At 65.2% G+C, this 15,295-nt stretch carries 12 protein-coding genes; 10 read left to right on the forward strand and 2 right to left on the reverse strand.

Annotation, left to right across the window (positions count from 1 at the left end; translation table 11 throughout):
• Positions 1 to 38 precede the first annotated feature (38 nt).
• The 6 genes from CXQ89_RS03370 (at position 39) to proC (ending at position 9,245) form a co-directional block, all read left to right on the forward strand.
• Complete coding sequence (locus tag CXQ89_RS03370) at positions 39 to 1,793, forward strand: FAD-binding protein (RefSeq protein ID WP_104160286.1); 1,755 nt, start codon at positions 39 to 41, stop codon at positions 1,791 to 1,793.
• Between the two features lie 49 nt (positions 1,794 to 1,842).
• Positions 1,843 to 3,483, forward strand: a complete 1,641-nt coding sequence (locus CXQ89_RS03375; protein ID WP_104160287.1) for a methyltransferase — start codon at positions 1,843 to 1,845, stop codon at positions 3,481 to 3,483.
• Between the two features lie 173 nt (positions 3,484 to 3,656).
• Positions 3,657 to 6,392 (forward strand): type I DNA topoisomerase, encoded by a 2,736-nt coding sequence (gene topA, locus CXQ89_RS03380; RefSeq protein WP_104053072.1) that lies wholly within the window; start codon positions 3,657 to 3,659, stop codon positions 6,390 to 6,392.
• 72 nt (positions 6,393 to 6,464) lie between these two features.
• Complete coding sequence (locus CXQ89_RS03385) at positions 6,465 to 7,499, forward strand: exopolyphosphatase (RefSeq protein ID WP_104160288.1); 1,035 nt, start codon at positions 6,465 to 6,467, stop codon at positions 7,497 to 7,499.
• Positions 7,500 to 8,330, forward strand: a complete 831-nt coding sequence (locus CXQ89_RS03390; protein ID WP_104053070.1) for a sugar phosphate isomerase/epimerase — start codon at positions 7,500 to 7,502, stop codon at positions 8,328 to 8,330.
• A gap of 66 nt (positions 8,331 to 8,396) precedes the next feature.
• Complete coding sequence (gene proC / locus CXQ89_RS03395; protein ID WP_104160289.1) at positions 8,397 to 9,245, forward strand: pyrroline-5-carboxylate reductase; 849 nt, start codon at positions 8,397 to 8,399, stop codon at positions 9,243 to 9,245.
• Positions 9,246 to 9,324: 79 nt separating this feature from the next.
• On the opposite strand, the gene CXQ89_RS03400 is transcribed toward proC, so the two are convergent.
• Together CXQ89_RS03400 and CXQ89_RS03405 are read right to left on the reverse strand one after the other, a co-directional pair.
• Positions 9,325 to 9,993: a TrkA family potassium uptake protein gene (locus CXQ89_RS03400; RefSeq protein WP_104053068.1), complete on the reverse strand. Its 669-nt coding sequence runs from the start codon at positions 9,991 to 9,993 to the stop codon at positions 9,325 to 9,327.
• Positions 9,986 to 11,413, reverse strand: a complete 1,428-nt coding sequence (locus CXQ89_RS03405) for a TrkH family potassium uptake protein (protein ID WP_104053067.1) — start codon at positions 11,411 to 11,413, stop codon at positions 9,986 to 9,988. Before CXQ89_RS03405 ends, CXQ89_RS03400 begins: the two co-directional genes overlap by 8 nt.
• A 154-nt stretch (positions 11,414 to 11,567) precedes the next feature.
• Between CXQ89_RS03405 and CXQ89_RS03410 the strand changes: the two genes are divergently transcribed.
• From CXQ89_RS03410 to CXQ89_RS03425, 4 genes are all read left to right on the forward strand, one after another.
• Complete coding sequence (locus CXQ89_RS03410) at positions 11,568 to 12,776, forward strand: acetoin utilization protein AcuC (protein ID WP_237685642.1); 1,209 nt, start codon at positions 11,568 to 11,570, stop codon at positions 12,774 to 12,776.
• An 83-nt stretch (positions 12,777 to 12,859) separates the two neighbouring features.
• On the forward strand, positions 12,860 to 13,414 hold the full coding sequence (locus tag CXQ89_RS03415; RefSeq protein WP_104160290.1) for a helix-turn-helix transcriptional regulator: 555 nt from the start codon (positions 12,860 to 12,862) through the stop codon (positions 13,412 to 13,414).
• Positions 13,415 to 13,496: 82 nt separating this feature from the next.
• Entirely contained in the window at positions 13,497 to 14,837 is a 1,341-nt protein-coding gene (gene gdhA, locus CXQ89_RS03420; protein WP_104160291.1) for an NADP-specific glutamate dehydrogenase, read from the forward strand.
• Between the two features lie 181 nt (positions 14,838 to 15,018).
• Complete coding sequence (locus CXQ89_RS03425) at positions 15,019 to 15,231, forward strand: helix-turn-helix domain-containing protein (RefSeq protein ID WP_104160292.1); 213 nt, start codon at positions 15,019 to 15,021, stop codon at positions 15,229 to 15,231.
• The last annotated feature ends 64 nt before the right edge of the window (positions 15,232 to 15,295 follow it).

The following is a 15,295-nucleotide window of genomic DNA, read 5'->3' on the forward strand; positions in this document are numbered from 1 at the left end:
GACGTCCGGGACACGCGGACCCATAGGGGGAGCAGGCCATGACGCAGGAGCAGAGCACGCGAACGGGCACCACAAAGGACACAACGCCGCCGGGGAGCGAAGAGTGGGACAGGATCGTAGACGTCCTGGTGGTGGGCACCGGAGCGGCAGCCCTCACCGCCGCTGTCACCGCGGCGGAGGATGGCCTGGATGTCCTGGTGGTGGAAAGCACCGATGTGTGGGGCGGCACCACTTCGATTTCGGGCGGGGGACTGTGGATGCCGAACAATCCGCTGATGGGCAGGGCCGGGGTTCCGGACAGTACGGAAAAGGCTCTCACCTACATGGAAACGGTGATTGATGATGTCGGCCCGGTGTCCTCCCGCGAACGCAAGCTGGCGTTCCTGAATGCCGTTCCCGACGTGGTCACCCTGCTGGGCACCCTGGGCGTGCAGTGGATGCGGTCCAAGGATTATCCCGACTACTACCCGGACAAACCCGGCGGCATGATCGGGCGTTCCCTGGAAGTCCGCCCGTTTGACACCAAACTGCTCGGTTCCTGGTTCAAGCAGTCCCGGGCCGCCAAATCCGGCATCCCGGTGCCGCTGATGACTGACGATGTCTGGGAGCTCTCCCGCGCCTGGTCCACGCCCGGCGGGTTCATCCGCGGTGCCCGTTTTGTTTTCCGGACCCTGGGCGGGCTGGCCCGCGGCAAACGGCTGTACGGTCTGGGCGGAGCGCTGTCCTGCTCCCTCATGCACATCGTGCGCCAGCAGCAGACACCGGTGTGGCTGTCCTCGCCGCTGACTGATCTGGTCCAGGACGACGACGGCGCGGTGGTGGGCGCCGTTGTCACCCGCCGCGGGCGCAGCATCCGCATCCGGACCCGGAAGGGCGTAATGCTGGGCGCCGGCGGATTTGCCCGCAACGCGCAATGGCGCAAAAAGTACCACGGGCTGGAGCAGGAGTATTCCTCGGCGCCGGAGGGGGACCGGGGCGACGTCATTGACCTGGTGGCCCAGCGCGGCGGAGCCCTGGCGCTCATGGACGACGCATGGTGGGGGCCGTCCACGGTGGGTCCGGGCGGCGGAGTCGCGTTCTCGCTCGCCGAGCGTTCCATGCCGCACTCGCTGGTGGTGGATGCCTCGGGGCAGCGGTACCTGAACGAGTCCGAGTCCTATGTCGACTTTGGGCACCACATGCTCGAACGCAATGAGACGGTGACGGCCAATCCGTCCTGGCTGGTGATGGAGGCGCGGCACCGGCGGCGCTATCTGTTCTCTGCCATCATGGTCGGGAAGAAAAAGTGGGCTGCCGAGGGGCTGCTGCTGGAGGCTGGCACGGTGGAAGAGCTGGCGGAGAAGATGGGCGTTCCGGCGGCGGGCCTGGCGGCCACGGTGCAACGGTTCAACGGATTTGCGAGGACCGGCGTGGACGAGGATTTCGGCCGGGGCAACACCGCCTATGACAACTACTACGGTGATCCCGGCGTAAAACCGAACCCGAACCTGGGCGCCCTGGAAAAGGGCCCGTTCACCGCCGTCCGCCTTTATCCCGGGGACCTGGGCACCAAGGGCGGACTGGTCACGGATCCGGACGCACGGGTGCTCCGGGAAGATGGTTCGGTGATCCAGGGACTGTATGCGGCAGGGAACACCACGGCCTCGGTCATGGGCCGGACCTACCCCGGGGCGGGAGCCACCATTGCCCCGGCTGCGGTCTTCGGCTATCTGGCGGCACGGCACGCGGCCGGGCGGAAATCCGAACCGGTGGCGGATGAACGCGGCGAGCTGCAGGAGGTTTCTTCCCAGTAGCAAAAACCCTGTGTCCGGGCACCCGGCGAGCCAGCCATAAACTGGGGAGGTGACTGATTTCGCCGGTGTCCCGGATGCACCCCAGAGTTCCGACCTTCCCCTGATCCAGAGCCTTGCCGCGGATTTGGCGGCTGTCCGCTACACGGTGGATGGGGTGGCGGACTTCCTGGGGGAGTCTGCCGCCGCAGCCTTGGGCCGGGACCAGCTGGTACCGGCGGTGCTGCGCTGCCGTGAAGAGGCGGCCAAGGAAAACCCGGCTCCGGTTTCCGTCCTGATCCGGCTGTGGCTTGCCGGAGAAGAAGTGGAAGCGGCGCCGTTGGATGCCGCCCTGCCGCGGACCGGCACCCGCGGGCTTCTTGCTTTGGGGCTGGTCGAATCGGTGCCGGACGGAGGCTTCCGCGCCGCGGTTGACCTTCGCCCGTACGAAATCGACGATGACGCCGACGGCGCCAACCTCTGGGTCGCCAGCGATTTGGGCGCTCACCAGCGGCCGGGCGTCCTCCGCCACGATCACGTGCTGGGCATCGGACAGGCCTCGCTGAGCCTTGCACAGCTGACGATCCGCCGCCCGGTTCAGCGTGCCCTGGACCTGGGCACCGGCTGCGGGATCCAGGCTTTCCACCTCCTCCGCCACGCCCGGCATGTGACGGCAACGGATATTTCGGAACGGGCGCTCGCGTTCACCCGCTTCAACCTGCTGCTGAACGCGGGCGCGCTGGATCTGAATCCCCAGCGCCTGGCGGACCGGGTGGAACTGCGGGCAGGCAGCTTGCTGGAACCGGTGGCCGGAGAACAGTTTGACCTGGTGGTGTCCAATCCGCCGTTTGTGATTACTCCCCGCCCCCGGAGTGAAGATCCCGAGGACCGCTTCACGTACCGCGACGGCGGTTTGGCCGGTGATGAAATCGTCGCCACGCTCGTGCGCAGCCTGCAGGGCGTCCTGGTTCCCGGCGGAACGGCGCAAATGCTGGGTAACTGGGAGATTCAGGGCAGTGATCTTCCCTACAGTGAGTCTCCGGAAACGCAGGAAAGCGGGTCCCCGAACTGGTCGGAACGGATCGAGTCCTGGCTGCCGGCGGAAACCGATGCGTGGGTGATCCAGCGCGAAATCCTGGAGCCCGCCGAATACGCGGAAATGTGGCTGCGGGACGCCGCGGAGAACCGGAACCGGGCCGAATACTTGGCCTCCTACGCCGCTTACCTCGAGGATTTCGCCTCCCGCAAGGTGCAGGCCATCGGCTTCGGATCCATCTTCCTTCGCCGCCGCTTGGCCCCGGACGCTGTTCCGCTGCGGCGTTTTGAGGAGATCACGCACCCGCTGGAACAGCCCGTTGGGCCGCACCTGGGCGCCGCCGTCGAGCGCTTTGACTGGCTGGCGGCGCATCCCTCGCTGGCGGAGGCGTACTTGGAGGTGGCCGACGACGTGACCGAGGAACGCCACTCACGGCCGGGGGCGGAACATCCCGGCGTCATCCTGCTGCGCCAGGGAGCGGGACTGCGGCGTACGAATCTCATGAGCACGGAACTGACCGGCTTTGTCTCCGCCAGCGACGGGGAGCTGTCCGTGGGACAGATCATTGGAGCGCTCGCGGTGCTGCTGGACCGCCCGGAACCGGAGTTTGCCGCCGGGCTGGAAGCCGAGGTCCGCAACCTGGTCCTGGACGGATTCCTGGTTCCCGCAGCCAATTGACGTCCGCAGAAGGACCTCCGGCTTTTCGGTAGGCTCGTCAATAAGTCCTATTCAATGCGGCTACCCTAGTGCTGGGGCATCCCGCATACTGTCTGAGGATGAATCGGGCCAGGCAGCAGAGCCCGGCCACAACAACCCATACTTTGAGAACCACCTTCGTACGTAGGAGAACAGTGCCAGTTAAGGCGACGGACAAGAAGACCGGCAAGAAGAAGCTTGTAATTGTCGAGTCTCCGGCCAAGGGCAAAACCATCGCCGGGTACCTCGGCGAGGGTTTCGAGGTGACGGCGTCCATGGGACATATCCGTGACCTTCCGCAGCCCTCCGACCTGCCTGCCGAGTTGAAGAAGACAGCCGTCGGCAAGTTTGCCGTGGACCTGGATAAAGACTTCGAGCCCTACTACGTGGTCTCCGCGGACAAGAAGAAGAAGGTTGCCGAGCTCAAGGCTGCCCTCAAGGACGCCGACGAACTCTACCTCGCAACTGACGGTGACCGTGAAGGCGAAGCCATTGCCTGGCACCTGCTCCAGGTGCTCAAGCCCAAGGTCCCGGTGCACCGCCTGACCTTCCCCGAAATCACCAAGGAAGCCATCCAGCGTGCGCTGCTGGAAATGCGCGACGTCGACGTTGCCATGGTGGACGCCCAGGAAACCCGCCGCATCCTGGACCGCCTCTACGGCTACGAGATTTCCCCGGTGCTGTGGCGCAAGGTGGCCCGCGGCCTGTCCGCCGGCCGCGTGCAGTCCGTCGCCACCCGCCTGGTGGTGGAGCGCGAACGTGAGCGCATGGCCTTCCGCCCGGCGTCCTACTGGGACCTGCTGGGCACCTTTGCCACCGGCGCTGCCGAATCCTTCAAGGCCAAGCTGGTGTCCGTGGACGGTGCCCGCGTGGCCACCGGCAAGGACTTCAGCGACCTGGGCGAGCTCAAGGCCAAGTCCGTGGCCCACCTGGACGAAGCGGCAGCCACCTCGCTGGCAGCGAACCTGGAATCGTCGTCGTTCACGGTCCGCTCCGTGGACACCAAGCCGTACACCCGCCGTCCGGCCGCTCCGTTCACCACCTCCACCCTGCAGCAGGAGGCCGGCCGCAAGCTGCGCTACTCCTCCAAGGTGACCATGCAGGTGGCCCAGCGGCTGTATGAAAACGGCTACATCACCTATATGCGTACCGATTCGCCGGCGCTGTCGGACCAGGCCATCAACGCCGCCCGCCGGCAGGCCTCCGAACTGTACGGCCCCGAATACGTGCCCGAAGCGCGCCGCGTGTACAAGGGCAAGTCCAAGAACGCGCAGGAAGCCCACGAGGCCATCCGCCCCGCCGGTGACTCCTTCCGCACCCCGGCACAGGTTGCCTCCTCACTGCGCGGCGACGAGTTCAAGCTGTACGAACTGATCTGGAAGCGCACCGTCGCTTCGCAGATGGCCGATGCCAAGGGCTCCACGGCGTCCGTCCGCCTCGGTGCTGTGGCCTCCGACGGCCGGGACGCCGAGTTCTCCGCCTCCGGTACCGTCATCACCTTCCGCGGCTTCATGGCCGCCTATGAGGAGGGCCGCGATGCGGCACGCGACGACGACGCCGAGGGTACCGAGGGTGCACGCCTGCCGGTCCTGAAGGCCGACGATGCGCTGACCGCAGCCGAGCTGAACGCCGTCGGGCACGAAACATCCCCGCCGCCGCGCTACACGGAAGCGTCGCTGGTGAAGGTGCTTGAAGAGCTCGGCATCGGCCGTCCGTCCACCTACGCGGCCACCATCTCCACCATCATGGACCGCGGCTACGTCACCAACCGCGGCCAGGCCCTGGTGCCGAGTTGGATCGCGTTCTCCGTGGTGCGGCTGCTCGAAGAGCACTTCACGGACTACGTGGACTATGACTTCACGGCCGAGCTGGAAGAGGACCTGGACCGCATTGCCCGCGGCGAAGCCGGCCGCGTGGAGTGGCTGAACCAGTTCTACTACGGCGACCGCGTGGACACCGGACTGCACACCATCGTGAACGACCTCGGCGAAATCGACGCCAAGGCCATCAACTCGATCGAAATCGCCCCGGGCATCACCCTGCGCGTGGGTAAGTTCGGCCCGTACCTGGAGCGCCCGCTGCCCGCGGACGCACCCGAAGGCACCGAGCCGGAGCGCGCCAACGTCCCGGAGGACCTGGCCCCGGATGAGCTGACCGCCGAGAAGGCGATCGAGCTGATGGAAACGGCCGGGCCGGAAGAGCGAGTCCTGGGCGAGGATCCGGAAACCGGGCGCACCATCGTGGCCCGGAACGGCCGTTACGGTCCGTACGTCATTGAGCTGATCCCCGAGGTCACTGCCGAGGAACTGGCGAACCAGCCGGTGGAGTATTACAAGAACGGCAAGCCCAAGCCGCCGAAGAAGCCCGTAAAGCAGAAGCCGCGCACCGGATCGCTGTTCAAGTCCATGAGCGTGGACACCGTCACGCTCGAGGAAGCGCTGAAACTGATGAAGCTCCCGCGCGTGCTGGGCACCGACGCCGAGGGCAACGAGATCACCGTGCAGAACGGACGCTTCGGCCCGTACCTGAAGAAGGGCACCGACTCCCGTTCCATCGGTTCGGAAGAGGAAATCTTCACCATCACGCTGGAACAGGCGCTGGAAATCTATTCCCAGCCCAAGCAGCGCGGCGGGCGTCAGGCAGCGGCTCCGCTGGCCGAGTTCGGCACCGACCCGGTCTCCGAGAAGCCGATTGTGGTCAAGGACGGCCGCTTTGGTCCGTACATCACCGACGGCATCACCAACATCACGGTCCCGCGGTCCACTGCCATTGAAGAGCTGACCCGCGAGCAGGCCATTGACCTGCTGGCGGAGAAGCGCGAAAAGGGTCCGGCGAAGAAGCCCGCCGCCCGCAAGCCGGCAGCCCGCAAGCGCGCACCCGCGAAGAAGTAGCCCGCGAAGAGCGCAGCCGCCGTACGGCGGCTGCGTTTCAGAGCGGCTGTGTTTTGAGCGGATAATGGGGTTATGCGATTAGGCGTGCTCGACATTGGCTCCAACACCGTCCACCTCCTCTTGGTGGACGCGCACCCGGGTGCGCGGCCGTTGCCGTTTGCCTCCCACAAGCGTCCGCTGTCGCTGATAGCGCACCTGGACGACGACGGCGCCATCACCGAGGCGGGGCAGCGCGAGCTGATCAATTTCGTCGCCGAAGCCGGGGACTTTGCCCGCAGGCACCGTGCCCAGGACCTCCTGGCATTCTGTACCTCGGCCATTCGCGAGGCGGCCAACGGTGCGGCCGTGCTGGCCCGGGTCGAGGCCGAAAGCGGTGTCCACCTGCGTGAACTCAGCGGTCCCGAGGAGGCGTCCCTAACGTTCCTGGCTGTCCGCCGGTGGTACGGGTGGGGCGCCGGGACACTGTTGGACCTGGACATTGGCGGCGGGTCCTTTGAAATGGCGCAGGGGGCCGATGAGCTGCCCGAAACGGCGCTGTCGCTTCCCCTGGGCGCCGGCCGGCTGACCCGGGACTGGCTGACGGGGGATCCGCCCACGGCCAAAAGCATTAAGAAGCTGCGCAAGTACATCCGCGGTGAGGTCCGTGAGGCTGCCGCGGAATTTGAACGGCATGGCCGGCCTGACCTCTCCGTGGGCACGTCCAAGACCTTTCGGTCGCTGGCCCGGATTGCCGGTGCCGCGCCTTCCGCGGACGGTCCCTATGTCCGTCGGCGCCTGCAGCGCACAGACTTGGGACTGTGGACCAAACGGCTGGAGACCATGAGCATTGACGACCGCAGCAACCTCGGCGGAGTGTCTCCGATCCGTGCCGCCCAGGTGCTGGCCGGGGCCATGACCGCCCATGCCGCGATGGAGGCCTTCGACCTGCCGGTGCTGGAGATTTGCCCGTGGGCCCTGCGCGAGGGACTGATCCTGCAGCGTTTTGACACTCTCCGCTTTGAATCCGACGGGCCGCTGCCCGACACTCCGCGAACTGAGACCACCCCTCAAGTCATGGAGTCCGGCACCGGAGCCGGACGCAGCCTTATCTACGGAAAGTCCAACTGAATGCCTTCTTCACCCCACACTCCACCGGCGGAGGAAAGCGGCGCCAAAGTCATTCCGGTGGCCCTCTCCAGCGCTTCCGTCTATCCGCTGTCCGTGCATGACACCTTCGCCGTTGCCCATGACCTGGGCTATGACGGGGTGGAAATCATGGTTACGGGAAACAGCGACAGCCAGAACCCGCAAATCCTGAACGGACTCAGCGAGCGTTATTCGCAGCCCATCCTGGCTATTCATGCGCCCACACTGCTGCTCACCCAGCAGGTGTGGGGCAAGGCCTGGACCAAGATTGAACTCTCCGCCGCCATGGCCGCGGAAGTGGGAGCCACCACGGTGGTGGCTCATCCACCGTTCCGCTGGCAGTCCGGTTATGCCGAGAACTTCGCCGAAGGCGTGCGGCACATTGCCGAGCAGTACGGAGTCACCATCGCGGTGGAAAACATGTATCCGTGGCGGGTCCGCGGGCGCGAGGCCAAGGCCTACCTGCCGCACTGGAATCCCATTCCGGAACCGTACGAGCACGTCACCTGGGACTTCTCCCACGCGGCCATCGCCGGCATGGACTCCTATGAGGAACTGCGCAAGCTCGGGCCCCGGCTGCACCATGTGCACCTCACCGACGGCACACCCAACGGCCGCGACGAGCACATGCTTCCCGGAGAAGGGACGCAGCGCTGCGCCGAAGCCCTGCAGTACCTCAGCGAAACCGGCTTTGACGGCGTCGTGGCCATTGAAGTGAGCACCCGGAAGGCCAAGGGGGCGGGGGAGCGGGAGGACCAGCTGAAGCAGACGCTGGACTTCGCGCGGATGAACCTGGGACAGATTTCGGAATAGCCTGCTTCTTATGAGCCGCTTGTCACGGAACATGGCAGCGCGCAGTGCCGTGACAGAATCGAAAACATGGATACCGGAGAAACCCACCTGACCTTTCTGGGCTGCGGCTCAATGAATGAAGCCATCCTGAGCGGAATCCTCGCCGGCGGGCTGCCGGCCGCGCAGGTGACGGCCACCGTGCGCCGTCCCGAACGGGCGGCCGAGCTGCGCGAACGCCACGGGATCACCGTGCTCGCCGGCAATGACGACGCCGAGGCCAACCGCACCGCCGTGGCCGGCGCCGACGTCGTCATCGTCGGGGTCAAGCCCGTGGGCGTCGCAGCACTGCTGGAGGAGATTTCCCCCGCTCTGCCCGGCGGCGCCGTTGTCATCAGCGTGGCTGCCGCCGTGTCGCTGGAAATGCTGGAGGCGGGCCTTCCCGCCGGACAGCCCGTCATCAGGTCCATGCCCAACACACCCTCCAAGGTGGGGCGCGGCGTGGTGTCGATCTCGGCCGGAACCAGTGCCACCGAGGCAACAATGGCGCTGGCTGCCGAGCTGCTGTCGGCCACCGGCCGCGTGGTGCAGGTTCCTGAGGATCAGGTGGACGCTGTGTCGGCGGTCAGCGGATCGGGCCCCGCCTATGCCTTTTACCTGGCCGAGGCCATGGCCCGTGCCGGCGTAGAGCTGGGCCTGGACCCTGAGCTTTCAACAGTCCTGGCGCGGGACACCGTTGCCGGCGCCGGATACATGCTCGCCGAGCCCGGCGCCGACGCAACCGCCCTGCGCCGCGGCGTGACCAGCCCCAACGGCACCACCGAAGCAGCCATCCGGACCTTCGACGAGCAGGACCTGCCCGGCGTCATCGCCCGGGGAGCGCGGGCCGCAGCGGAACGGGCAGCCGAAATCACGGCGGAGCTTTCAGCAAAGAAGTAGCACTTCGGGCAGGGGGGTGCCCCGGCATCCCGGGCGGACCTCCCCGGAGTGCGGATTGATGCCTAGGCACCGCACAGTGCTAAGGACGGGCCGCGAACCGTTCGAGCAGGTCCACGTGGCCGGAGACGATGAGCATGTCGCGGGAGGAAACCCTGGTGTCCGCGCGGGCATAGGTGAAGTCCTCGCCCGGGGACTTCACCCCCACCACCGTCACCCCGTATTTGGAACGCACGTTGGACTCTCCGAGGGTGAAGCCCTGGGTCTCGCGCGGCGGGTACATCTTCACGATGGCGAAGTCGTCGTCGAACTCGATGAAGTCCAGCATCCGCCCGCCCACCAGGTGAGCGGCGCGCCGGCCGGCGTCGGCCTCCGGATAAATGACGTGGTTGGCACCGATCCGGGTGAGGATCTTGCCGTGCGCGGAGGTGATGGCCTTGACCCAGAGATGCTCGATACCCAGGTCCACCAGGTTAACGGTAATCAGCACGCTGGATTCGATGGAGGTGCCCACGCCCACGACGGCGGAGGAAAAGTCCTGCGCGCCCAGCTGCTTGAGGGCGTCGATGTTGGTGGCATCGGCCTGGACCACATGGGTGAGAATGCCCGAGGCCTTCTGGACCAGGGTGGGATCCCGCTCGATGGCCAGAACCTCGCGGCCCTGCTTGACCAGCTGTTCGGCGGTGGCGGAGCCAAAGCGTCCCAGTCCAATCACCAGAACCGGAGCATTGTGAGCTGGTCTGTCAGCCAATGATCGGCCTTTCTTCGGGGTAGTGGTAGAGGGTGCTGCGTTGCCGGATTGCCAGTGCTGCGGCCAAAGTGATCGTACCCACCCGGCCGGCGAACATGAGGGCGGACAGCAGGTACTTCCCTTCCGGCGGCAGCACTTCGCTCAGTCCAATACTCAGCCCGCAGGTGGCAAAGGCGGAAATTACCTCGAAGAGCACCGGCTGCAGTGTCTCCTCCGTAATGGCCAGCAGCGCAACAGTGGAAACGGCTACCATGGTGGCGCCGAGGATAACCACCGAGATGGCCACCCGCATGGCGCTGTAGGCAATGGTGCGGCCGAACGCCCGGACATCAGAATCGCCCCGGGCCTCCGCCACGATGGCGAGGAAGATGACGGCCAACGTGGTGACCTTGATGCCACCGGCCGTGGACGCCGACCCGCCGCCGGCAAACATCAGCATGTCAGTGATCAGCAGGGTGCTGGAATCCAGATCGGACATGTTCACCAGGCTGAAGCCGCCGGAGCGGGTCATGACGGATGCAAAGACCGAATGCAGAATCCGGTCCGCCACATTCATGTCTCCGATGGTGCGTGTGTTGAACCACTCGAAGGCCCCCCACAGAATGCTGCCGCCCACGAGCAGGATGCCGGTGACCAGCAGGGTGAGCTTGGTGTGCAAATTCCATTGACGAAGGTGCAGCTTGCTTTGCAGCAGGACCATGATGACCGGAAAGCCGAGGCTGCCGAGGAAAACCCCGACCATCAGGGGAATCAGGATCCAGAGGTCCTCGTCATAGGGCACCAGGCCGTCCGAATGCGGAGTGAAGCCCGCGTTGTTGAAGGCGGACACCGAATAAAACACCGCATGCCAGATGGCCTGGCCCGCGGATTCACCCAGGATCATGAACCGCGGCGCCAGAATCACAGCCAGGATCAGCTCGATCGCCACGGTGGTGCTGACGACGATGCGGAGCAGTGAACCAACTTCACCCAGCCGGCCGGTGTTCATGCCTTCCTGTGCAATCAGCTTTCCGCGCACTCCGAGCCGCCGGTTAACGGCCAGAGCCAGCAGGGAGGCCATGGTCAGGATTCCCAAACCACCCACTTGGATGGCGATCAGGATCAGGACCTGCCCAAAACCGGACCAGTGCGTGGCGGTGGAAACCACGGTGAGTCCGGTGACGCAGACGGCCGATACTGCAGTGAAGAGCGCATCATGCAGAGGAGTGACCTGACCGGTACTCGAGGAAGCCGGCAGGGACAGAAGCCCGGTGAACACCAGGATGACCAGGGCGAAGACGATCAGAGCCAGCCGGGCCGGGGAGCCGGCGGCGACTGCATCCACAAAGTCACGCAGGCCGGAGAACACCTTGGAGGGCTGCAGTTGCCGAAGCTGCCGCAGGCGTTCCCGGGGCTCCCGGTGCTGCCGGATGGTTGCCATATTCGTGCTTGTTTCCTTGGTGACAGGTGATTACGGGTTGGGCGCGCGGTGCTCAACAGTAGTACACCACCGATGCGGTGCCGAAGCAGCGGACCGGGATGCTCCCGCTGCGTACAAACTCCAAGTATCGCGCACATCGCGTAGCCTGTTCAGCATGATCAACCGCGGACTGAGTCTTCCGGTCATGCCAACCCGCATCATCTGGCACGAGTCCATGCTGGCCTACAACTTCGGTGCGGGCCATCCCATGAGTCCGCTGCGTCTGGACCTCACCGCCAGGCTTGCCCGCGAGCTGGGAATCTTCGACCTGCCGGGCGTGTCCGTGGGGGAGCCGTTCGTTGCCAGCGACGCTGAGCTGGGCACCGTCCACGGCAGTGATTACATTGCCGGCGTCCGTGCCGTCAGCGCAGACCCCACGGCGACCAGCGAGAAGTTTGGGCTGGGAACCGAGGACAACCCCGCTTTTGCCGGTATCCACGAGGCCAGCGCCCGGCTGGCGGGCGGCTCCCTGGCAGCTGCGGACGCCATCCTGTCCGGAGAGGTGCTGCATGCGGTGAATTTTGGCGGCGGCATGCATCATGCCGCGGCCAGCCGCGCCTCCGGCTTCTGCATTTACAACGACGCCGCGGCCGCCATCGCCCGCCTGCTGGACAACGGTGTCAGCAAGGTCCTGTACATCGACGTCGACGCCCACCACGGAGACGGAACCCAGAGCATCTTCTGGAATGACCCGCGCGTCATGACCATTTCCCTGCACGAGACGGGCCTGACACTGTTCCCCGGCACGGGCTTCGCCAACGAGACGGGCGGCCCCGGAGCAGAAGGAACCGCGGTCAATGTGGCGCTGCCGGCCCGGACGTCCGATGCCGGGTGGCTGCGGGCCTTCCACGCCGTGGTTCCGCAGCTCGCGGCCGCCTTTGAACCGGAAGTGATCGTCAGCCAGCACGGCTGCGACAGCCACCTCCATGATCCGCTGACCAACCTCCGCCTCAGCGTCGAAACCCAGCGGCAGGCGGCCCTCACCATTGCGGACCTCGCCAACACCATCTGCGGAGGCAGATGGATCGCCACGGGCGGGGGCGGCTACAACGTGGTGTCCGTGGTTCCGCGTTCCTGGAGCCTGCTGATGTCCGTGGCGGCCAACGGCAGGATCCGCAGCAACACTCCCGTTCCGGAACCGTGGCGTAAGTATGTGAAGGAGCACTACGGAGAAGACTCCCCGCCGATGATGGGTGACGGCGTGGAACTCTGGTGGCGGTCCTGGGAAGTTGGCTATGACCCCAATGACGAGATTGACCGCACGGTGATGGCTACCCGCAAAGAGGTTTTTCCGCTGCACGGACTCGATCCCTGGTTTGATTAGCAGCGCGCGGCCGGGACGGGGCGGGAACCTGCCCGAGTCGGCCAAAACCGGGCTTTCCCCGGGGAACGGATAAAGTGGGTGTCATGGTCATCGATGATGTTTTTGCGGTCATTGCGGAAGGCACCCGCCGTGAACTGCTGGGAGCGCTGCGCAGCGGAGACAAATCCGTGGGCACACTCGTGGAGGAGCTGGAAGTCAGCCAGCCCACTGTGTCGAAGCACCTGAAGGTTCTCCGTGAGGCTGGTCTGGTCAGCATGCGGGCCGAGGGGCAAAAGCGCTACTACTCGCTGCAGACAGCTCCGCTGGAGGAGATTGTGCTGTGGCTGCGCGCGTTTGACCTGCCCTCGTTCTCGGCGGCATCCGCGGCAGACTCCCGGCTCGCGTCCGTAACCGCGGGATCGGCAGTTGCGCCCTCACGTCAGGGAAGGCCGCTGTTCACCGGCCGGCCAGGGGCGCCGGATCCCCGTTCCGCAGCGGCGGTCTCAGCCGCCGCACTGGAGCCCGGAGGCGCAGAGGCATCACCTGCCGGCGTGGATCCGGCCCTCGCGCCCCATCTGGGCCGCACTGTGGGCAGGGCTGCTGAACGCGCCGCAGACCTGCTGGGGCAGTTCCCGAAGTTCCGGCGTCGCCGCTCCTAGCCCTTCTTTCGCCGTCACACATCGCAGGCACGGCGCGCAAACGCTAGCGTAGAAGAGGAAATACGCTAAGGAGCATCACACCATGGACCCAACACTCATCAGCGTCCGGGATGAAGTCTTTCGCCGCAATCCGGGCGAAACTGAATTTCATCAGGCGGTAGTCGAAGTTTTCGACAGTTTGGAGCCGGTGCTCCGGAAGCATCCCGAGTTCCGCGACGCCGCCATCCTGGAACGCATCTGTGAACCGGAACGCCAGATCATTTTCCGTGTTCCCTGGGTCGATGACAAAGGCCAGGTGCAAATCAACCGCGGTTTCCGCGTGGAGTTCAACTCGGCGCTCGGCCCGTTCAAGGGGGGCCTGCGGTTCCATCCCTCGGTCTACTTGGGCATCGTGAAGTTCCTGGGCTTCGAGCAGATTTTCAAGAATGCCCTGACCGGGATGCCCATCGGCGGCGGCAAAGGCGGATCCGATTTTGACCCGCGCGGCAAAACGGACGCCGAAGTCATGCGCTTCTGCCAGTCCTTCATGACTGAGCTCTACCGCCACATTGGCGAGTACACGGACGTCCCTGCGGGGGATATCGGTGTGGGTGGACGCGAAATCGGTTACCTGTTTGGCCAGTACAAGCGGATCACGAACCGATACGAGTCCGGCGTGCTGACCGGCAAAGGCACCAGCTGGGGCGGTTCGCTGGTGCGGCCCGAGGCCACCGGCTTCGGCGTGGTGCTGTTTGTCGAGGAAATGCTCAAGACCCGCAGCCTGAGCCTGGACGGCCAGCGCGTCATTGTCTCCGGCTCCGGAAACGTGGCCATCAACGCCATCGCCAAAGCACAGTCCCTCGGCGCAAACGTCATTGCATGTTCCGATTCCCAGGGTTACGTAGTGGATGAATCGGGCATTGATGTACCCCTGCTGCGCGAAGTGAAAGAGGTGGAGCGCGGCCGGATGACCGACTACGCCAAGCGCCGGGGCAGCTCAGCAACCTATGTTCCCGGCGGCTCCATCTGGGACGCCGGCGCCACAGTGGCCCTGCCCTGTGCCACGCAGAACGAGTTGAACGCCGACGATGCCCGGACGCTGGTGAAATCCGGAGTCCTGGCGGTGGCAGAGGGTGCCAACATGCCCTGCACGCCCGAGGCCATTGAAATCTTCCAGGAAGCCGGCGTGCTGTTTGGCCCCGGCAAGGCTGCCAACGCCGGCGGCGTAGCCACCTCGGCGCTGGAAATGCAGCAGAACGCCAGCCGCGATTCATGGTCCTTTGAGCACACCGAACGCCGGCTGACCGAGATCATGGTCAACATTCACGACAACTGTGCGCAGACGGCGGAAAAGTACGGCTCACCCGGAAACTATGTGGTGGGGGCGAACATCAACGGTTTTGTCCGGGTGGCCGATGCCATGCTCGCCCAGGGTGTGATCTAAGCCCGGAGGCTCCGGCCGAAAGGATGGTTTGGAGGCCTAAGATGGCCCGCCAACTTCACTGGGGTGACGTGAGACACTAGAGTGGAAGACCGGGCAGCATTCCCTTGGCAGGCATCCGCGTCTGAGGATTCACCTGCCGTGCAGCTTGGTGGCTGCACATCAGCAAAGGAACAAAAGGCATATGGCAGACGAGGGCAATTTCTCGGACGTTCGGTTTCTGACCGTGTCAGAAGTCGCGGACGTCATGCGTGTGTCCAAGATGACCGTGTACCGGCTGGTGCACTCCGGCGAGCTGCCGGCCGTCCGTTTTGGGCGCTCCTACCGGGTGCCTGAATCCGCGGTGCAGCAGGTGCTTAAAAACGCCGTCTCCGACCGCCGAACAGACACCGCGTAGCGCTGTCACTGGATACCGCGGCGAGGCGGTACCCTGTTAAAGAACGTTTTACACCGTGGCAATT

The sequence above is a fragment of the Arthrobacter sp. ZGTC212 genome (genome assembly GCF_002929255.1).
GTDB classification, from domain to species: domain Bacteria; phylum Actinomycetota; class Actinomycetes; order Actinomycetales; family Micrococcaceae; genus Arthrobacter_B; species Arthrobacter_B sunyaminii.